15 protein-coding genes and 2 riboswitches are annotated in these 20,143 nt (G+C 52.7%); of the genes, 3 read left to right on the top strand and 12 right to left on the bottom strand.

What is annotated here, in order from left to right; genetic code table 11:
- Positions 1–490 precede the first annotated feature (490 nt).
- The 11 genes from thiC to GC56T2_RS01950 all read right to left on the bottom strand — a co-directional run bounded on the left by thiC (position 491) and on the right by GC56T2_RS01950 (position 14,360).
- Positions 491–2,182: a phosphomethylpyrimidine synthase ThiC gene (gene thiC, locus GC56T2_RS02000; protein WP_144972677.1), complete on the bottom strand. Its 1,692-nt coding sequence runs from the start codon at positions 2,180–2,182 to the stop codon at positions 491–493.
- A 167-nt stretch (positions 2,183–2,349) separates the two neighbouring features.
- A riboswitch (TPP riboswitch) is annotated at positions 2,350–2,463 on the bottom strand.
- A 125-nt stretch (positions 2,464–2,588) separates the two neighbouring features.
- Complete coding sequence (locus GC56T2_RS01995; protein ID WP_144972675.1) at positions 2,589–3,842, bottom strand: methyl-accepting chemotaxis protein; 1,254 nt, start codon at positions 3,840–3,842, stop codon at positions 2,589–2,591.
- Positions 3,843–4,550: 708 nt separating this feature from the next.
- Entirely contained in the window at positions 4,551–4,964 is a 414-nt protein-coding gene (locus GC56T2_RS01990) for an RDD family protein (protein WP_144972673.1), read from the bottom strand.
- A 304-nt stretch (positions 4,965–5,268) separates the two neighbouring features.
- Entirely contained in the window at positions 5,269–6,798 is a 1,530-nt protein-coding gene (locus tag GC56T2_RS01985) for a SpoIIE family protein phosphatase (RefSeq protein ID WP_144972671.1), read from the bottom strand.
- Positions 6,799–6,804: 6 nt separating this feature from the next.
- Positions 6,805–7,137, bottom strand: a complete 333-nt coding sequence (locus GC56T2_RS01980) for an STAS domain-containing protein (RefSeq protein ID WP_033018122.1) — start codon at positions 7,135–7,137, stop codon at positions 6,805–6,807.
- A gap of 21 nt (positions 7,138–7,158) precedes the next feature.
- Complete coding sequence (locus tag GC56T2_RS01975) at positions 7,159–7,560, bottom strand: ATP-binding protein (RefSeq protein ID WP_144972669.1); 402 nt, start codon at positions 7,558–7,560, stop codon at positions 7,159–7,161.
- 247 nt (positions 7,561–7,807) lie between these two features.
- A complete protein-coding gene (locus GC56T2_RS18280; protein ID WP_144972667.1) occupies positions 7,808–9,451 on the bottom strand; it encodes a helix-turn-helix transcriptional regulator in 1,644 nt (547 codons plus the stop codon).
- A gap of 228 nt (positions 9,452–9,679) precedes the next feature.
- On the bottom strand, positions 9,680–11,086 hold the full coding sequence (locus tag GC56T2_RS01965) for a phosphomannomutase/phosphoglucomutase (RefSeq protein WP_144972665.1): 1,407 nt from the start codon (positions 11,084–11,086) through the stop codon (positions 9,680–9,682).
- On the bottom strand, positions 11,037–12,152 hold the full coding sequence (locus tag GC56T2_RS01960) for a glycosyl transferase (protein ID WP_144972663.1): 1,116 nt from the start codon (positions 12,150–12,152) through the stop codon (positions 11,037–11,039). The genes GC56T2_RS01965 and GC56T2_RS01960 overlap by 50 nt, the downstream gene beginning before the upstream one ends.
- Positions 12,133–13,320, bottom strand: coding sequence for a glycosyltransferase family 4 protein (locus tag GC56T2_RS01955; protein WP_144972661.1), 1,188 nt, complete (start codon positions 13,318–13,320; stop codon positions 12,133–12,135). The genes GC56T2_RS01960 and GC56T2_RS01955 overlap by 20 nt, the downstream gene beginning before the upstream one ends.
- The gene (locus tag GC56T2_RS01950) at positions 13,317–14,360 is read right to left on the bottom strand and encodes a nucleotidyltransferase family protein (protein WP_144972659.1); all 1,044 of its coding nucleotides are present in this window, start codon (positions 14,358–14,360) and stop codon (positions 13,317–13,319) included. The genes GC56T2_RS01955 and GC56T2_RS01950 overlap by 4 nt, the downstream gene beginning before the upstream one ends.
- 293 nt (positions 14,361–14,653) lie before the next feature.
- On the opposite strand from GC56T2_RS01950, the gene GC56T2_RS01945 reads away from it, so the two are divergent.
- Both GC56T2_RS01945 and GC56T2_RS01940 read left to right on the top strand, forming a co-directional pair.
- Positions 14,654–15,820: a Gfo/Idh/MocA family protein gene (locus tag GC56T2_RS01945; protein WP_144972657.1), complete on the top strand. Its 1,167-nt coding sequence runs from the start codon at positions 14,654–14,656 to the stop codon at positions 15,818–15,820.
- A gap of 760 nt (positions 15,821–16,580) precedes the next feature.
- A riboswitch (cyclic di-GMP riboswitch) is annotated at positions 16,581–16,672 on the top strand.
- A gap of 353 nt (positions 16,673–17,025) precedes the next feature.
- A complete protein-coding gene (locus GC56T2_RS01940) occupies positions 17,026–18,117 on the top strand; it encodes a methyl-accepting chemotaxis protein (RefSeq protein ID WP_255515992.1) in 1,092 nt (363 codons plus the stop codon).
- Between the two features lie 97 nt (positions 18,118–18,214).
- On the opposite strand, the gene GC56T2_RS01935 is transcribed toward GC56T2_RS01940, so the two are convergent.
- The gene (locus GC56T2_RS01935; protein ID WP_144972653.1) at positions 18,215–18,616 is read right to left on the bottom strand and encodes a (deoxy)nucleoside triphosphate pyrophosphohydrolase; all 402 of its coding nucleotides are present in this window, start codon (positions 18,614–18,616) and stop codon (positions 18,215–18,217) included.
- Between the two features lie 312 nt (positions 18,617–18,928).
- Between GC56T2_RS01935 and GC56T2_RS01930 the strand changes: the two genes are divergently transcribed.
- Entirely contained in the window at positions 18,929–19,690 is a 762-nt protein-coding gene (locus GC56T2_RS01930) for a sporulation protein (RefSeq protein ID WP_144972650.1), read from the top strand.
- Positions 19,691–20,143 lie beyond the last annotated feature (453 nt).

Genomic DNA, 20,143 nt, shown 5'->3' with positions numbered 1-20,143 from the left:
TGGGCAGCGTGATCTGCACTCCACCTGGGGATGAAAATCAACGCTTGCCGACGGGATTTTTACAGAAAAGATCCATGGGCAATGGTTTGCCCTCCACCCAGGGATGAAAATCCGCGCCAGTTCAGCATTTTCACGGAAAACGCTTCCAAAACAACGTGCTCAGCCATACAAATTCGGAGGCGCTTCGAAAAGTCTTGCATTTCGTCGTTGGCCCATAAAAAGAAGCGGCCAGCACCATCTATCGTTCGATGACGCAACTGGCCGCTGTCTATGGAAGCGAAACGCCGGCGAAGGCGCCGCAATAGACTGCGCAGTTTTTCCTTCACAAATTATGTTATGACTAGAAATTTACCCCTTATGCCATTATCATAACGGATAAAAAATAATTTGTAAATATATTTTTATTCTATATTTTCTGCATAATCGTATACTCTTGCCCAACTGGCGGGCTTCCGGGCTTTCATACGTTCGTCGGTCCTGAATGGACTTGTCATTGATACAGAGAAGCGCCCTTCTGAACAAATTCCTTCGCTTTCGCTTGCATGCCGTCTTCTTTCATTTTCCGCTGCAGCTCATGAGAAATGCTCATCGAGCAAAATTTCGGCCCACACATCGAACAAAAGTGGGCGGTTTTCGCCGCGGCAGCCGGTAAAGTTTCGTCATGGTATTCACGGGCGCGCTCCGGGTCAAGCGATAAATGGAATTGGTCGTTCCACCGAAACTCAAAGCGCGCCTTTGAGAGCGCATCGTCGCGCTGCTGGGCGGCCGGATGTCCTTTCGCCAGATCAGCGGCATGGGCGGCGATTTTATAAGCGACTACCCCGGCACGCACATCCTCTTTGTTGGGCAGCCCTAAGTGCTCTTTCGGCGTGACGTAGCAAAGCATCGCCGTTCCATAAGCCCCAATGATGGCGGCGCCAATGGCTGACGTAATATGGTCATATCCGGGCGCGATGTCGGTGACAAGCGGCCCTAACGTATAAAACGGCGCCCCATGGCAAATTTCCTGCTCCCGCTCGACATTTTCGCGAATTTTATGCATCGGAATGTGTCCCGGCCCTTCGATCATCACTTGCACGTCATGCTTCCAGGCGATGGCCGTCAACTCCCCGAGCGTCTTGAGTTCGGCAAACTGTGCATCATCGTTCGCATCGGCGATGGAACCCGGCCGCAGTCCGTCTCCGAGCGAAATGGCCACATCATACTGGCGCAAAATTTGGCAAATATCTTCAAAATGCGTATACAAAAAGTTTTCTTGATGATGCGCCAAGCACCATTGCGCAATGATTGAGCCGCCGCGCGAGACGATGCCGGTCACGCGGCTGGCGGTGAGCGGAATGTAGTGAAGCCGCACCCCAGCATGAATGGTCATGTAATCGACCCCTTGCTCGGCTTGCTCGATCAGCGTTTCGCGGTACACGTCCCATGTCAGCTTCTCGGGCGCTCCCCCGACCTTTTCGAGCGCCTGATAAATCGGCACCGTTCCTACCGGGACCGGCGAGTTGCGGATAATGTACTCGCGCGTTTCATGAATGTGCTTGCCCGTCGATAAATCCATCACCGTATCGGCGCCCCAACGCACCGCCCACAGCAGTTTTTCTACTTCATCGTCAATCGATGACGAAACAGCCGAGTTGCCGATATTGGCGTTAATTTTTACATGGAAGCGGCGGCCGATGATCATCGGTTCGCTCTCCGGATGATTGATGTTGGCGGGGATGATCGCCCGCCCCGCCGCCACTTCCTGGCGGACAATTTCCGGATCGATTTGTTCGCGAATCGCGACAAACTCCATTTCTGGCGTGATGATCCCCCGTTTGGCGTAATGCATTTGCGTCACCGCTTTTCCTGGCTTCGCGCGCAAAGGTCGGCGGGCAAAGGGAAGCGCCAGCGAACGAGGGACGACCGCCCGCGGCTCCGCTTCTTCGACATCGGCGCGCTCAACGATCCAGCGATGCCGGAGAGGTGGCAATCCTTTTTCGATATCTGGCTCAAAATGAGGGTCTGTATACGGCCCTGTCGTGTCGTACACACGCACGGGCTCGTTTTCCACTTCGCCGTGGGCTGTCTTCGTCGGCGACAGCATAATTTCTCGCATCGGCACGCGCACGTCCGGACGCGATCCCTCGATATACACTTTGCGGCTAGATGGGAATGACATCAATGTGCGGATGTTTTCCATGCATGGATCCCCTTTCCTTTGATTTCATCGACTGGATCCATGCCATCACGCTTGGAAGAAGGCAACCATCCAAAAGGGAAAGAGAGAGGACGAGACAAAACAAAAACAGGTTCCGACAACGGAACCTGATCGAAGGCAAAAGGGCAAACGAACATGACACGTCCATCTGTTCCCGCTGCCTGCTTCCCTACGCTGGCATGACCCAGATCAGGTTCAAAGGGTCAAAGAACTTCATCGCGTTCTTTTCTCAGCCCGGCTCTCGGACTCCCCTAGCAGATTACGCGTATGACGCGATCACAGCTCATTTTTTCTCATTGTATCGCATCGTCAGCCGGCAGGCAATCTTTTTTTCACTGCCGACTGGGGCGAGATTTGGCCCCCTCCTTTCGTATCCACGTTTTTTAAATCACACCGAAAAATGCTTCAGCATCGTCCGCATCTCGTCCGCCATTCGGCCCAACGATGCTGACGAAGAAGCGATTTCTTCGACGGAAGCCATCTGCTCTTGCGTTGCCGCCGATACGTTAGCGGTGCTGGCGGACGATTGTTCTACAATATCGGTCATCTGTTGCAACGCTTCATCCACATGACGAACATGACCTGTCATCTGTTCAAGCGCCAGCGAAACTTGTCCAATTTGTTCGCTCACCTGCCCCACCGCCTCACGGATATGGGCAAACGATTCCCCACAAGCATGGGCAGCGTTCAGTCCATGCGCCACTTCCGAGACGACCCGTTCGGTGGAAGCGATGGCCCGCTTCGTCTCTTCTTGGATGTAGCCGATCAGCTCAGAAATTTGCTGCGCAGAACGAGCCGATTGTTCAGCCAGTTTTCTCACCTCGCCGGCGACGACGGCAAATCCTTTCCCTTGCTCACCAGCGCGCGCCGCCTCGATCGCCGCGTTGAGCGCCAGCAAGTTCGTCTGTGAGGCGATGCCCGTAATGGCCTCGGTAATTTGTCCGATCTCGTTCGATCGTTCCCCAAGCGCTTTGACGATCTGGCCTAGCGATTGGACATGACCGTAAATAAACTGCATTTGCTCCGACATTTTCTCCACCGATTGCTCCCCAGACTCGGCCTTTGCCGCGGTTTCCTGGGCCCGATGAGTGACATCTTTTGTCCGACGGTCCACATCGCCGAGCGTTCGGGAAATGGTATTGACTGCCGCCGCCGTGCCGCGAACAGCACTAGTCTGCTCTTCGGCATGAGACGCCATCGTTTCCATGGTGGTCGCGATTTGTTCGGTAGCTTTTGTCGTCTGTTCGGCGACAGCGGCAAGCTGTTGCGAATATTGCGCGACTTCCTCGGCATGATGCTGGATGCTTTTCATAACTTCTTGCCATGCGTCCGCCATATGATTTAACGATGCCGCGATCGGCCGCAGCTGGCGCACACGGTCCAATGGCACGCGCGCCGTCAAATCCCCCTCCGTCATCTTCTCTAAGTGGCGGTTAATAACGGCGATCGGCGCAACAAACCGCCGGTAGTTGAGCGACGCGGAGATCAGACCGATCAGGGTGCCAAACAGCACGGTGGCCATCAACGTCCATCCAAGCGCTGCACCATGAATGCCATTCGCTAGGCAGACCCCCGCGCCAATCGCTGCCGTGCCCGGAATGACAACAAACAGCGTGCGGATGATATAGCTCGTTAGCGACAAACCATTTCTCCTCCTTCTTTTGTCACGTCAGTCGTTTCATGGTGATCACTGCATGAAATCGATTCGCTGCCGTGCGTTCATGTAAATTTTACCGATATAAGAACTATACTTAATGAAAAATGATCATCGGAACAACTTTTTTTATGCCTCAAGCCTCTTTGCCCCCCCAACAACCACGTTTTTATCTTTTTGAAATTTTTCTCAAGCGCATGAATATGTATTGCTGGCTAAGCCAATTTATTCGACGTTGCAATAAAAAAATCCTCCCGATTTCCGTCGAAAACACACGAAATATGAATTGGATGAACACCGTTGCCAAAAGGCCGGTGAAAAACCGCTGTCACACACCAATTAGAGGCATTTTCATTCAGATAAAGAAAGCTGATTCTGCGAGGTTTCTCTCATTGAGAAATGAGTGAAACTCAGCGGCATTTTGCACGAAATCACCGGCCTTCTAGAAGGCTGGTGAAAAACCACTGATTCCTTTCATCAATGGGAGAATGAGTGAAAAACAGGATCAATATGGTAAAACCGTACCCGCGATGAAATCGCCAGCTTTCGAAGGACGCGGGAGCTGACTGAGAGGCAAAGACACGTTTTATCAAGGCTTCGCTTCTTGAGAGTCAGCGCCGACGTCCTCATCCCACATCGCAAATCTGCGAGCAAAAAGAAACAGGCCCCCATTTGGAAGCCCGCTCGTTTCCTTGTTTACGCCGTCGGCTTTTCTGTTGTCACATACGTCCCAGCGATAAAATCGTGAATCGATCGTTTGTCTTCTCTTGCAGCTACCATAATCGCACTAATAATAAGACCGATTCCAAAAGTAACAAAATAAACAAGTCCACCGACAAACGAACGCAAAAACATCGTGCCAAGGCTGACTTTGCCCCCGTTGACTTTCGCGATTCGAATGCCAATCATCCGTTTGCCGACCGTATAGCCATACCAAACCGCTGGAACTACTAGAGCGTAAAGAATGTTGGCGACCGAGGTAAACCAGTTCGTTTCCCAATTTCCTGTGATGAGATAGCCGATGATCGAAATGGGAATGCCGACTACAATCGCATCCAGCACATTCGCCAACAACCGTTTCCAAAATCCAGCCGGACGGTTCATTTCCATCTGTCATTCCTCCTTTTACTCCGCTGATATCATTCTATTCTTGATGAACGGCGGAATTGTCTTTATTTTAGCAGACATTTTTCCAATGGAAAACATTTTTTCACCATTCATGACCGCTAAAACGTTCTCTAGCACGAGGACGTAACCGCGCGGACGATAAGGTCGGTGACGGCTGCCACGAGCAAATCGGCGGCATCGCGCCAAAAAACAAGGCTGATTTTGCCAGGCTTTTCTCACTGAGAAACAGATGGGATCGCACTATTTTGTACGGAATCACCGCTCCTTGATCGCCGGCGCTGTTTCACTACCATAATTTCGCAGCCACTGCCGAAAAATCGTCCGGGAGCGGCCCTTTTTGGACAAAATAACGGCGCAAGCGCGATAACAGCGCTCGTTCATCGAGCGAAACATACGGCGCGATCACATCGCGAAACGTCTCAATTTTTTGACGCACTGAACCCATCTCCTCCCCTTCGATGGCTCCGTCCGAATACAAAATGAGCGTCGCCCCCGGTTCATAACGAAGCCGCCCGCTCTCGACAAAAAGCCGCGGGAGCAAACCGATCGGCGCACAGCCGCGGTCCAACTCCGCCACTGTTCCATCCGGCTGAAACAAAAATCCAGGTGGATGACCGGCCGAGGCATATTCGATCATTCGCTCCTTCACATCGACCAGCACATACATCGCCGTAAAATAATACGTCGTCCGCCCGTTTTCGTGATACAGTTGGCGCATATGGCGGTTGAGCTCCTGGAACACTTCGTTCGGAACGATTCCCTTGCGGATGACCCCGTTCAGAAGTGAACGAACGGACATGCAAATGAGCGAAGCCGCCGCCCCGTGCCCCATCACATCCATTAAAAAAATGCCATAACGCCGTTGATCAATCGGATACCAAGCGTACATATCCCCACCCAGCTCCCGCGACGGTATGTACGTTCCAGCGATGGAAATCCCCTCAGCGGATAACGGCTTGCTCAACACCCGCTTTTGCACTTCGCGGGCCAGCTTTAAATCGTCTTTCACCGCTGTGATATCCGGCTCTTCTAAAGCCGAACCAGAAAAGAGGAACAAATAAAAAACAATCTCCCCCGCGCGATCGCGAACGGCTTTTACCATCGTTTGCCTCACGCATGGCGATCCTTGTTTCCGCCGCCAACACACCCTCCCTCTCCACTCCCCCCTTTCTTCATTCTCCGCCTTGACCACCTCATAAAACCATGCATCATAATAGCCGGCATACAGCATATGCAACGGCTGGCCGATAATTTCCACCCCATGGCCGGTCATTTTGGTAAACGCCGGGTTGACGAGCCGGACGGTAAATTGTCCATCCGTCACGAGCATCGCCTGTTCGATGGCTTCATACACGTGTTCAGCCAGCTGGCGCTCGTCCTCATTTCGTTTCGCTTCCGTAATCTCCGCGATAACGCCGCTGACCAGCTTGATCCCCTTCATGCGCGCCAACACGGGGACCGTTTGTTCAGCCACCCAGCGCACCGAGCCGTCCCGTTGGTTGATGATGCGGTACGTTTGAGCGCTCTCCCCCATCTGCGAAAGAAGCCGCCATTTGTCTTTCGCCTTGATTCGGTCGTCCGGATGGGCCACTTTCTCCCAGATGTCCCGATCGTTATAAAACGCTTCTGGCGGCAATCCATACAGCCGCTCACATGAGGCTGAAATAAACAAAAGCTGCTTCTTTTCCGGAGCGGCCAGCCAATATACATAATCCCGCGGTCCAAAGAGCACATTCATTTTTTCTAGATTGGCGAGCAGCTCCCGCCAAACCAAACTGTCATTCCATTGCACACTTTCCCAAAACCCATCCACCATAGAACGTCATTCTCCGACGAAATAATCAAGCGCTTCCTTCTCTGTGGCAAATAGTTTGATAAACGAAGAAAATTTAACAATATGGAAAATCTCAGCAAGCGACCCTTTGACACCGGCAATCACCAGTTCTTTCTGACAAGCCCTGGCCGTCATCACGCTGTCAGCGATCGCACCGAGCCCAGCGCTGTTAATGTAGTTGACTTTCTCCATGTTGACAACGAGATAGTCAGCCTGTTCGTTCAACAAGGTTTCAAGCGCTTGTCGGAACGATTCAACATTGTTCAGTGTAATATCCTCTGTCCATGTCAGCGTGCAAATTGCTCCTTGTTTCGTCTCCATCCTGCTTCCTCCAATGGCCACTCATTTTTTTTTGCATTTGCACATACAAAACAAAACGTTGTTCCCTTCCTGCTTTACGTACACATCGTCAACAATATGGGCGATCAGCTGTAACCCTCTGCCACGCGGCCCTGTGTTGACAGTGTCATGATTCGTGATGGAAAAGCATCCTCCTTGTTGTTTAACCACAATCATTAACTGCCCCTCATCGATTTTCCAAAACACCCTAAACGGAAGTTTCTGGACCTTTTGACAGTATTCATAGGCGTTCATGCATGCCTCCTCCGTCGCTAAACGGAGAAAAAGGCAGTCACGCGGCAAAAATCCCATCCGCTCGGCCAGCTCTTCTGTCACTTCCATCGCTTTTAAAATATCAGCCGGTTTCATGATCGTCATCGTTCGGATCATGATCGTATGTTTCATTCACATTCCCCTATCTTTATGCACTTTGTACGTGCAGCCCTGGCAATATGCACTTTCCTCACTATACAGCACGGCATACTTTGGGGGAAACAGACTCAAAGGGCCATTTGATTTCCTCACTCTTCCATCTAGGTACTAGAATAGTTCCTGTTTACTATACTCACATTATAATACAAAATGGGTTTCGTTCCAATTTCCTACATGATAAAAAAGGACATCATGGCATCGTCTGCCCAATGATGTCCCCCTAACGGCGCCGTCGGTGGTTTAATTGGTACACTAGAGCGATCAGCTGCGACCGGTCATTGACGCCAATTTTCTGGAAAATATTCGTAATATGGTTTTTAACGGTATGAACGCTAATAAATAGCCGTTCAGAAATTTCGCGGTTGCTGCATCCTTGAATGAGCAGCTCGAGCACATCCATCTCCCGGGCGGTCAACTGTTCGGACAACATATCAATATCGATGATTCCTTCATCACCTTGGTAGACGGCGCCTTGCATCATTAACGCTCCGATGGCGGCCAGCGCCGCTATGTAGACTTCCGCTTCTTTCGCCTCGGCCGGCTGTCTGATATGAACAGCAAGGACGCCATAATGACCGTCGCGGACAAAAAACGGCACTTCCATCACGGTCTTGTCCCCGATCGGAACGAGGGTCGGCGCTTGATTTTTCGCTTTCTCACCGCGTCCGTAGCGCCGGCGCACCTCATCCCGGTAGCCGGACGCCGCCGAAGCCGTAAGCGCCCCTTCATGAATCACCGTCGTCCTATCGTCACAACACCAGACGGCACAAACATACTCACCATACGCAAGCTCAACCGCGAATTCGACCATCATCCGCACGATTTCTTCCTCATTTTGCACTACGCGCATCGCTCGGCCAATTTCCATTAACATCGACAGCCGCATCAAATGGCGGTCCGTTTTCGCGCTCGCTTCCGCACATCTCGTCAACAGCAGCCAATGTTGGACGAGCATATGGCCAAGCGGCAACAATTCCTCCGCCGGCAAAAGAGCCGTCTCACTAGCGACAACGGCCCATCCTTCCAACGTCTGTTCATACACCGCTGGATAAGCGATCAGCATCTTGGGGCGGATGTCATGGCGGACGAAAAAAGAAAAGCGCGGATCAAGGGCGACGTCTTGAAAATAAATAGGATGAAATGGCCCATCCCAAGCCACCAATGGCGGAAACAGCGGATCAATGGTCCTTCCTTTTAATCGTTCAGCCTTCTCCCCGTTGGCTGCCACCACGACGCATGCCTGCGGACGCCTTTCAATATATAGCGCGACATCGAGCCGCGGATCCAACTCTTGCAGACGCGCTAACAGCCGGCCGGCATCATACACAAGAGGATGGTCGGCCACCGCCGCCTCCAGCGGTTTCCCATACGCGTGATACCGCTGTTTGCAGCGCTCGCCGCGGATCAGTTCTCCACATATGGCCGCCATTCGCTCAATGTCCCGAAGCTTCGCCTCCACCGCACCGGCAGGCAGAACGGCCGCTTGGGCAATCACTGCCGCCCATTTGTCATCAACCATCGATTGCTCGCGAACGAGCCACTTCGTTTCCTCTTCGATCAGCACCCCAGACCAAATCCAATACTCCGCCTTGCCATCGACAAAGATGGGAGCGATGATGCTTTTCATCCCTAGGCAACCGACCGGCGCCAAAATCGGCCGCTGCCAACCTTCCGCCGACAATTCAAGCGGACGAAAAAACGTTGCCTCTTCTTTTTGGGCGACAAATAAAACGAGCTCCGCCAGCTCGGTCAAGTTGGACACTTTTGTGACAGGATTGCCGTCATCGTCAACGATGATCATGCTCAGTTGGGTCAAGGCCGCATACGCATCTTGGACATATTGCAACAGTTCACGAATCGCCACGCCTTCAACTCTCCTACACCACTTTTTTATTCTTCAATATATTATGGACAAACCATTTGCAAGAAATCAAGCCTAAGGCTTGTGATCGGAGCGACAAAAACAAACCGGCGCAGCGCCCGCAGAAACCGGGCGTCCAACGCCGGAACAACCATTCGCCCTTCAGACGGAAGGACGCGTGAGCGGCTTCAAACCTTCTTCCAAATAAAAACACCCTTAGCCCCAAAAAATTTACCAATCCACCCGCAGCCCAAACGGCCGCAAACCATCGGCAAGTTCACGCTTGATCTCGGCCAATGCCTCCTTCGTCTTCGCCTCGGCGCGCAAGACAAGGATGGGCTGCGTGTTTGATGGCCGCACCAATCCCCAACCTTCCGGAAACTGGATGCGAGCGCCATCCACATCAACAACCGGATAGCGGCCAGCGAATCGCTGTTTCACTGCGGCAATGGCATCTGTTTTCTTCTCTTCTGGGCAAGCCACGCGCGTCTCCGGCGTCGCCACGTAATGGGGAACATCGGCAAACCATTGGGACAATGGGCGCTCGCCGTGCGACAAGAGACGGAGCAACCGCCCGGCGGCGTACAAAGCGTCGTCATAGCCGTAAAACTCATCATTAAAGAACAAATGGCCAGACATTTCGCCAGCAAACGGGATGTCTGGACGGCGACGCAGCGTCGCCTTCACATGCGAGTGGCCCGTCCGATGGAAGAACGGCTTTCCGCCGAGCCGTTCAATTTCTTCGACAAGCGCCTGCGAACATTTCACTTCAACCGGCGCCGCCGCTCCCGGATGGCGCTTGAGAATCTCGCGCCAGAACAGCACCATCAGCTGATCGCCCCAGCGAATGGTTCCTGTTTCATCGACGACTCCGATTCGGTCGCCATCGCCATCAAAGGCGATGCCGAGATCCGCGTTCTCTTTGCGCACCGTTTCAATCAAATCCGTCAAGTTTTCCGGTACGACCGGATCCGGATGATGGTTCGGGAACGTCGGATCGGATTCGCAATAAAGCGGGATGACATCGCATCCCCACTCTTTGAGCACTTGCGGCGCAATGATCGACGGAGTGCCGTTGCCGCAGTCAACAACCACCTTCAACTTGCGGGGGCCAAGCTGAATCTTCTCTTTGAGCATGCCAATATAGGCCGGAACAAGATCGAACGTCTCCTCGCGCCCGCGCGCCGCTGGTTGCGGCTGTTCTTGACTGAGCCGCTCCATCGCTTGGCGGAGCGCCTGAATACGTTCGCCGTAAATCGTCGTTTTTCCCATGGCGATTTTAAATCCATTCTCATCGCCCGGGTTATGGCTGGCGGTGACGATCATGCCGCAGGGGATGTTCGTGTAATATAAGCTGTAGTAAAACATCGGTGTCGTCGAAAGTCCGATATCGACAACATCGCAGCCGCCATCGAGCAGCCCGTCTTTGAGCGCTCGATGCAGCCTAGGGGATGACAGACGGTTGTCATGGGCAACAACCGCCTTTTTCTCCCCTTCCTTTTGCATCATATCGGCAAAAGCCCGTCCGAGCCAATATGCGAACGACTCATCGAGCTCCTCGCCGGCTCGTCCGCGAATATCGTACTCTTTAAACACGTGCGCCGGCCATGCGAACGGTTTTGTAGTGAACGAGTTCATCAACAGCCACCTCCACGGAAATGGATTGTGCGATCGCTGCGGTCAACAAGTACGATAGTGTGGATTCCGCCCCCCGATTCGGGTTCGGACCGTTCGGACCAAGCCCGTCACAACAGCTGCCGTCGCTCGGATCGGCCAGCGGCGCCTTGCCATCGTTTTCCCCGTAAAACCAGGCAAGGCAGCGGCGGACGACATCCCGATACCGGCCGTCGTCCGTTGCCCAATACGCTTCGCGCGCCGCCAAAGCGAGCTTCATCACATCAAGCGGCTGCTGGTCCCAATCGGCGCGATAGCGGCGATTGCACCAACCGCGGTTGCCGATCGGGCGGATGATCCCTCCCGGTCCGCTCATGTTGTCAATAAGGAAAGCAAGACTTTTTTCCGCCACTTCCCTTACCTCATGGCGCGGCGCGCGCCGATACGCCGTCCAAAGCGCCCACGGCAGCACCCCGTTGGCGTACGTCAGCTCCGGTTCATACCATCGCCAGCGGGCATCAGCGTTGCTTGCGTACGCTGATAGGAGCCGCTCTTCGAATCGTGCCGCCAACGCGGACGCTTCCTGCTCATCGACGCCTGGAGGGCGGCCTTCCGTCAGCAACACCCCGCAAGCCGCCAATCCCCAAGCCGAGCCTCGCAACGACCGAAGCCCCCATGCCGCCGGCATAGCTCGCCGCAACATCTCAGCCGCCGCCTCGCGCCGCGCCGGATCACGAAGGCGGACGTACGCCATGGCCGCCGCCCAAAACGAGCGACCAAAGCAGTCATCCGATGGAGTTTCTTCCTCCTTTGTCCGATCAAAGAAAAAGTTGTTATGGAACGTGCCATCCTCATTTTGCGCCCAAAGCAAAAACGCCAAATAGCGATCAAGCAGGCGATAGAGCCGCTCGTTTGTTTTTGTGTCTTGACACAGGGCGAGCCATTCCAAACACACCCATATCGCCCGGGCATTGTCATCGGTCGAATACCCTTCGCGGCGGCGAGGAATGCGGCCTAAGCTGTGCTCGAGCAACCCGGTGTCGTCAGTCATGCGCTCGAGATGATCGAACTTAATGACTGACGATGCCAACGGTCTTCACCTCCCCACGTTTCGCGGCGCACATGCGCGCAAACAAGGCGACATGCTGTTCGCCGACGCGCGGCCAATGCGTAGTTGCCCCGATTTGGCGCATCTTTTCCTCCCATCGCTTGAGCGCCGCCTCGTCGGCCAACAGCTGCCCGAGCCGCTCTTCCCAGACAGTTGTATCGCCATATGGCAACAACAGCTCTTCACAACCTTGCAACAAATCGCGCGCATGCTCATACGGCGTCGAAACGACCGGACGACCGACACCGACCGCATAGGCAAGCGTGCCGCTTGTAATTTGTTGCATGCCCGGGTACGGGGTGACGTATAGATCGCATGCCGTCAAATAATCAATCAATTCCTCTTCGCTGAAATACCGATCTTCCATACGGACATGGCGCTCAAGCCCCAAACGGTGAATGAGCGATTTCAACTCGTCGCGATAGGCTTCTCCTTCCCTCTTTTTCACTTCAGGGTGCGTCTGTCCAGCGATGACATACAGCGCTTCCGGCACCTTGCGAACAACGCCCGGCAATGCGGCCAAGACCGACTCAATGCCTTTGCCGCGGCTGAGCAAGCCAAACGTCAACATCACTTTGCGGCCACTAAATCCGAGGCGGCAACGCAGCGAATCGCGAGTTTCACTGCTTGGACCCGGAGCACCGTGCGGAATGTAGACGATTTTCTCCTTTGGCAGACCGAACGCCTTCACTAAGTAGGGGATCGCCTGCCGGTTCATGACGATGATCGCATCGCTTGCTGTCGCGATTTTCTCTTGAATCGGGCGATATGGCGGCTCAGGCTCGGCAAACACCGTATGAAACGTCGTTACGAGCGGCTTATGGAGCGCGGCGATGAAATCAAGAATGTATTCGCCCGCCTCGCCGCCGAAAATACCGAACTCATGCTGCAATAAAACGACGTCGATGTCGCTTTCATTCACCCGTTTGGCCATCTCGGCATACGCCGCGCGGTTTTGCGCCGGAAGCGGCCAATACATTGGGTTGTGGCGATAGGCGTCATCGCCATCGCTTTCGTTGTACAACACGATGATGCGGTCGCCGTCGGACGGACCGCGGACGCCATCAATACTTTGGCGCAAATGTTCCGTAAACGTCGCCAGCCCGCACCGCCGCGGCGGGTACGTGCTGACGTAGGCGATTCGAATCATGCTTGCACCGCCTCCTTGAACTGATTAATAATCGAATCTTCGAACACTTCTCCCGCCGGCGTCACCGTCCGATAGCCGAAAATACTATTTTGCAAACGGCTGCGGTCACGAATGACAGAGCGGTCCCAAACGATCGTTTGCGCGCAATGGACGCGGGCGCCAATTTGACAACGATCACCGATGACCGCATTCGGGCCAATGACGGCCTGCGGACCGATTTTCACGTGATCACCGATGAGCACAGGCGGCACAAACAAGACGCCAGCCCCAATCTCCACGTTTTCCCCAACAAACACGCCCGGTTGAATTTCACGTCCTTTGAGCGGAATCGGAAACACTCGGCTCAACGCATCCCAATGCACTTGGCGATAGCGGGCCGGCGTTCCCATATCGCGCCAGTATCCGTTGCTGACGATGCCGTATACACCGACATTCTTCTCGATCAGCAGCGGGAACGTTTCACGCTCGATCGACACTTCCCGCTCAGCCGGGATATAGCGCATCACGTCCGGCTCAAAAATATACATGCCGGCGTTGATCCGGTTCGATGGGGCTTCCTCGCGGCGCGGCTTTTCGACAAAGCGTAAAATTTGCCCACGATCGTTCTGTTCGACTACCCCATAGGAAGAAGGATCGTCTACTTCCGTTAAGACAATCGTCGCCAAACCGCCATGTTGACGATGGAAATCAAGCAACGGGATCAATTGCGGCAAATGAACGATATCGGCGTTAAACACGAGAAACCGTTCCTTCAGCCAGCGTTCGGCGTTTTTGATCGCTCCAGCCGTTCCGAGCGGGTACGGTTCAAGCGCGTATGTAATCTTCACATTCCAGCGCTTCCCATCTTCGAAATAGCGACGGATCACGTCTGAACAATGATGTGCGGCGATGACAAATTCGTTGACTCCTTGGTCGCGAAGATGAACGATGAGGTGTTCAAGCCATGGCCGATTGGCAATCGGGGCCATCGGTTTGGGGATGTTTTCCGTCAACGGACGAAGACGTGTACCTAATCCTCCTGCCAGCAACAATGCTTTCATTTCCTCATCCCTCCATATCTTTTTTCACCAAAATCAACATGGCATCGACGGATGAACGAGAGAATGAAAGTTGTTCGTAGATTGCTAGCACTCAGCTGTGGTGATTGCTAATAATACTATACATAATTTTCTTCTTCGATGGCAAGTGAAATGATTGTCGGATCGTGTCGGCGAGCTTTTTTACCGCTTAGCAAGGAGCGTTCCGCCTCTCATTCTCTCTTTCTTCGTTATTCTTTGCGGTATAATGAATATCGGTAATGCTATATATATGTGAGGGAGGAGGAGAATACGCCATGATTTCATCTTTCCGTTACCATGTTGGCATTGCCGGTGCCGGCGCATTCGCGGAGTTTCTCGCCGGCGCGCTTGCTCCGCTTCCTTCCTTTCATCTTTTCGCCGTCGCTGGGCGGACGGACGCCAAGCGCCAGCGCGTTATCGATGCCTATCGCCGCCGTCAGCCGCAGGCGGGCGACGTGCGTGAATACCGCGAGGCGGAAGAATTGATCATCGACCCACACGTTGATATCGTCATTCTCACCACCCCACCGCATTTGCATGCGCCGCTGGCCAAGCGGGCGCTTGAGGAAGGAAAACATGTGTTGCTTGAAAAGCCAGGCGGCCTCACCGCCGAAGCGCTGCGGGCGAACAGCCAGCTCGCCGCCCGCCAAAATCGAGCGTTGGCCGTCAATCTCGTTCTTCGCTACCACCCGCTCACCGAAACTGTCAAGCAACTCATCCGCCGCGCGCTTCTCGGAGCGGTGGACTACGCAAGCCTTCACAACGCCGCCCATCGCGTCGCCGAAGGCCATTGGTTTTGGGACGAACGGCGAAGCGGAGGCATCCTGATCGAGCACGGCGTTCACTTTTTTGAAGTCGGACGTGACTGGTTCGGCGAGGCGGCTGAAGCGCGAGGGTTCGCCTTAACGGATTCGGACGGCACACGGCCGCGCGTCGGTGCCACGATCATTCATGAAGGCAACGGACGACGCGTCCCCGTCCATTATTACCACGGCTTTACGATGGACCCAGCCGCTCCGGAGTCGACGCATTGGGACGTTCATACGACGCGCGGACGCATCACGCTTGACGGCTGGATCCCGATGCAGCTATCCGTCTCTGGCCTCGTCTCAACCGATGAGGCGACGCATATGGACGCTTTGCTCGATGCCATTCCGAAACAACCGTCCTCCCGCGCCATCGAACAAATCAGGCAAGCGGCCGACCGCCTGTTGCCGTCGGTTCCACGGTCAGACGCCCCGCGCATCCCGTACGAACGCACCGTGGTGCTCTCGGACCGCCACGGGTGGTACGAAGCGATCGCTCAAGCGCGCTTTCTTGACTTTTGCCGCCTGATCGAAAATCCGAATGAGCGCGGTCTTGTCACGCTGCAGGACGCCATCGCCGACCTCACCCTAGCCGAAGCGTGCACCGCCGCAGAAACATCATCGTCTGCCCGCTAAGCAGCAAAAAACAAGCCTGTTGGGGCTGCCGTAAAGGCAGCGGGCAACAGGCTTGTTCGCGTTGGTTTTCCCCGATCACGTGTTTTTACTGACACCAACCGACACTCGCTCCCCACTGATTGTCCGTCTTTGCCTTTCACACGTTTGAAACGAGAGTCTTTTTTCAGAACTATGGAAAAGAAGAGATAAATAGGCTCATCACCATAACATGTACTTGACAGACGGTTCACTTCTCTGCACAAGTGTATGCAAAACATGATTAGTTTCCTGTTCTTTCTTGGTTGCATAAGTAAGGTACGTGATGAGAAAATCAAGTACAACTTTTGGTGAAGAGCCGATAAATAAAAAAATTACCATATATTTGGTTCATCACCGAAAGATGTACTTGACTTTTAGGAACAAACATGATATTATCCCTCCCGGTTGAACAAAAATAACAAAAAAATGGTAATCAATCTTTTTGACGTTCTTATCATGAAAAACGTTTTTTGTCAAGTACATTTTGTGGTGAAGAGCCATATATTTATCAAATAATGAAATAAATAGTAATTTAAATTGCCTACAAAACATGTTACTATAATATTTGCAATATCAAACAGGATGTGCCATTACTTCATAAAAAGTTAGAAGGCTGGTGAAAAACAACCGATTCGCTCGATTGGTAAGAAATCACAACGAATGAAATGATGATGTTTCTAGTTTTTTCTGTTTGAGAAACACGGTTGGAGAGCAGTATTCCCCCTAAATCACCGCCTCCTAGATATGGAGCGGGCAAACTGCTTGAAAAAGCGGAACGCAAAGCTATAGAGGCTGCACCTATCAATCTGATAGACACGCCAGCCAGTCGTTCTCCACGCTATGTTCAGGAAGATTTCCCATCATAGGTGGACGTTCGCATGCGTACAACCTGCCCTTTTCAGTAAGGGGCAGGTTTTTTGTCAGCTCCGTGTCGAGGAGGGATAAACGTATAAGTTAGAGCTCTGCTTCAAAAAATCACCTAATACATCACGACAAAATGGGGGATCAACATGAAAAGTCTTCGAGTCAAAATAGTAAGCGCTTCAGTCGTATCGAATTTATTCTTAATCGCCATATGCGCTTTCACAATGTTTCAACTCGAAACGGCCAATGCGGAAACCCGCGCGTTGCGTTCACTTCTCGTCATTATCTGCATAATCTCTATTTTCGTTAGCGTAGGAACTGCCTTGCTCATTGCCCATACGATCGTCAAACCAATTTTTGAAGTGATCAACCGCATGAAAATGATTGCATCAGGTGATTTGTCGGCGCAATTGCTCAACATTAAGTCGAAGGACGAAATTAGTCAGCTGGCGTCCGCGATGAATGATATGGTTGTTCATTTAAGAAACGTCGTCGGGGAAGTGAGAAGCACTGCCGAACAGGTAGCCGCTTCGGCCGAACAGCTGACCGCGAGCGCAAATCAAACGACGTTAGCGACTGAACAAGTCGCTTCGGCGATTCAACAAGTCGCAGGTGGCGCCGAGACACAAACCTTGAATATCGAGAAAAACGTCGAGTCGCTTGAGGAGATTTCCCAAGGGATTATGCGGATCACTGAAAGCTCAATGCAAGTCACCGAGTTAGCAAAGGGAACGACGAAGCAAGCAGAAGAAGGAGAAGTGTACGTCAACCAAACGGTTGAACAAATGAGCGCCATTCACCAACTTGTCAAAGAATGCGATCAAATAGTGAAGTCATTAGAAAAACGTTCTGAAGAAATTGAGAAAATCCTTGATGTAATCAGCACCATCGCCGACCAAACAAACTTGCTGGCATTAAATGCAGCCATTGAAGCCGCTCGAGCTGGCGAGCATGGAAAAGGATTTGCCGTTGTCGCCGATGAAGTGAGAAAACTTGCCGAGCAATCGCAATCATCGACGAAACAAATCGAGGAATTGATTGAGAAAATCCAACAAAGCACAACAGAAGTCGTCCGATATATGTCCCGTGTGACCGAAAATGTTGAAGGTGGCCTTCACATTTCTACGCAAACAGCCCAACGCTTTTTACAAATCGTCCAAAATATGAAAGAAGTAGCCCCGCAAATCGAGGAAATCTCCGCGATTGCCGAGCAAATCTCAGCCGGCACCCAGCAAGTCACCGCATCCGCTCATCAGTTAGCGGATATCGCGCGGGAAAATGCCGCCACATCCGAAGAAGTTGCAGCATCTGCTGAAGAGCAGCTCGCTTCCATGGAAGAGATTACATCATCTTCGCAAATGCTCGCTAAAATGGCCGAAGATTTGCGGACATCCGTTCAAATGTTCACATTGTAGACCATAGTGCGAATCAAAAACGGTTCTTCCTCCGGGAAAAACCGTTTTTCTTTCAATAGAGTCGACGCCCCATTCCACGAGACGACATCTTGCTCGGCTATGAGCAACTCTTCGCCAACAACGCCTCAACAGTAGGTAGATCGGCTGGCGCCCATCTAAGATCACGAAGCTGCGAGAGCGGCACCCACCGAAGCTCGGCATGCTCCCGCGCCCGCGGCTCCCCATCAACTAAGCGGGCTTCATACGTCCGCAAATGCACGATGGCGTGTTCATATTCATGGCATACATCCGCCAACAGTTTGCCGATGGAAATCGTGCAGCCAAGCTCCTCTCGAATTTCCCGGACTAAAGCCGCTGCCGGACTCTCCCCTTCTTCCACTTTGCCGCCGGGGAACTCCCAGACGTTCGGCAACGACATATTCGGTGCGCGCAGCGCGCATAAAACGTTCCCCTCTTCGTTGCAGATGGCTGCTCCAACGACAGGAATAACCCGTTTCATTGCTGACCCGCCCTTCTCATCCATATACGTCATTTTAGCAAAAACCGTTTTGTTTTCCAAAACAGTGGAGCTCCTTCAAACATGACGAATGCGGCATCGCCTTGCCGCTGGCCAACTTGGCTAAAGAGCTATACGGGTTTGCCAAACCATACGATCGGGGGCAAGAAGACGCTTTCCGCTGTTTATCGGCTGTTGTCAAGCCAAAAGGGACAGGCAGGGACGGTGCCGTTCCCTCTTTTTTTGAAAGGACGAAACTTTTTGACTGGACACTCCGTATTCTCAACTGAAATCGATGATAGGGAGGCGAACTCATTGTTCAAAAAACTGTTAAGTTCCATCGGCATCGGATCTGCCACGGTCGACACGAAGCTTGCCAAAGCGCAATACACTCAAGGGGAAACAGTCGAAGGAGTCGTCGAAATTCGCGGAGGCAGCGTGGAGCAGCACATTGATAAAATTGATCTAGCCTTAGTGACGACGTATATTCGCGAAGTCGACGATCACAAATTCGAAGAAAAAGCTGTGCTCGCCCGACACAAAGTGTCTGACTCGGTGACGATCAGGCCGAACGAAACAAAAACGATCCCGTTCCGATTCACCCTGCCCTATGACACACCGGTGACGCTCGGCTCTTCCAAAGTGTGGCTGCAAACCGGCTTGGATATTCAAATGGCGCTGGATCCGCAAGACCGGGACTACCTCACCATCGAACCGCATCCGCTCGTCACAGCGTTTCTTGAAGCCGCCCGTCAGCTTGGATTCCGCCTCCACCATGTGAAGTGCGAACAAGCGCCGCGCCATTGGCAGCGGCGGCTGCCGTTTGTCCAAGAGTTCGAGTTTCGCCCGGCAAGCGGAGCGTTTCGGGGCCGCCTTGACGAATTGGAAGCCGTCTTCTTTGTGTCCGAGCACGGAGTCGAAACCATTTTGGAAATCGACCGCAAAGCGCGCGGATTGGCCGGGTTGCTCGCCGAGGCGCTCGACATCGACGAGACGCTCGTCCGCTTCACCTACGGGCCGAACGATCTCGCCTCGCTGCCACAATTGCTGGCCAATGCCATTCATCGATATAGCTGAACCGAAAAAGCAAAAGGGGCCATTGGCCTCTTTTGCCCTATAATGAAACAGGTCAACCACTTGACTCTCTTGCAAGTTTTACGCCATTACTGTTTTGACGAACATAGAGCTTTTTTGAGCGAGGAAAGCAGGGGAACTTACACCGTCCATTTGACCATGAACAATCCCAACTAACCGCCATGTGTCGCCATTTTGATCAAAGACAAGGCAAAAACTCTGGCAATCATACTAACATCTTTTTCACCTCCTAGCCCCGTCCTCTCCCCCTCTAGAAGGCCGGTGAAAAATCGCTGTCACACACCAACTGGAGGCATTTTCATTCAGAAAAGAAAGCCGATTCTGCAAGGTTTCTCTAATTGACAAATGGGTGGAACTCAGCAGTATTTTGCACTAAATCACTGGCCTCCTAGAAGGCTGGTGAAAAACCGCTGATTCCCTTCATCAATGGGAGAA

The organism is Geobacillus sp. C56-T2, assembly GCF_007829715.1.
Lineage (GTDB): Bacteria > Bacillota > Bacilli > Bacillales > Anoxybacillaceae > Geobacillus > Geobacillus icigianus.
This window is presented reverse-complemented; position numbering and strand designations above follow the sequence as displayed.

Bases quoted from the DNA above. Each gene is read 5' to 3' on its own strand.
- thiC (WP_144972677.1), bottom strand. From the start codon at position 2,182: ATGGAAAACATCCGCACATTGATGTCATTCCCATCTAGCCGCAAAGTG.
- GC56T2_RS01990 (WP_144972673.1), bottom strand. From the start codon at position 4,964: ATGGAAATGAACCGTCCGGCTGGATTTTGGAAACGGTTGTTGGCGAAT.
- GC56T2_RS01985 (WP_144972671.1), bottom strand. From the start codon at position 6,798: ATGGTGGATGGGTTTTGGGAAAGTGTGCAATGGAATGACAGTTTGGTT.
- GC56T2_RS01980 (WP_033018122.1), bottom strand. From the start codon at position 7,137: ATGGAGACGAAACAAGGAGCAATTTGCACGCTGACATGGACAGAGGAT.
- GC56T2_RS01975 (WP_144972669.1), bottom strand. From the start codon at position 7,560: ATGAAACATACGATCATGATCCGAACGATGACGATCATGAAACCGGCT.
- GC56T2_RS01965 (WP_144972665.1), bottom strand. From the start codon at position 11,086: ATGAACTCGTTCACTACAAAACCGTTCGCATGGCCGGCGCACGTGTTT.
- GC56T2_RS01955 (WP_144972661.1), bottom strand. From the start codon at position 13,320: ATGATTCGAATCGCCTACGTCAGCACGTACCCGCCGCGGCGGTGCGGG.
- GC56T2_RS01950 (WP_144972659.1), bottom strand. From the start codon at position 14,360: ATGAAAGCATTGTTGCTGGCAGGAGGATTAGGTACACGTCTTCGTCCG.
- GC56T2_RS01945 (WP_144972657.1), top strand. From the start codon at position 14,654: ATGATTTCATCTTTCCGTTACCATGTTGGCATTGCCGGTGCCGGCGCA.
- GC56T2_RS01935 (WP_144972653.1), bottom strand. From the start codon at position 18,616: ATGAAACGGGTTATTCCTGTCGTTGGAGCAGCCATCTGCAACGAAGAG.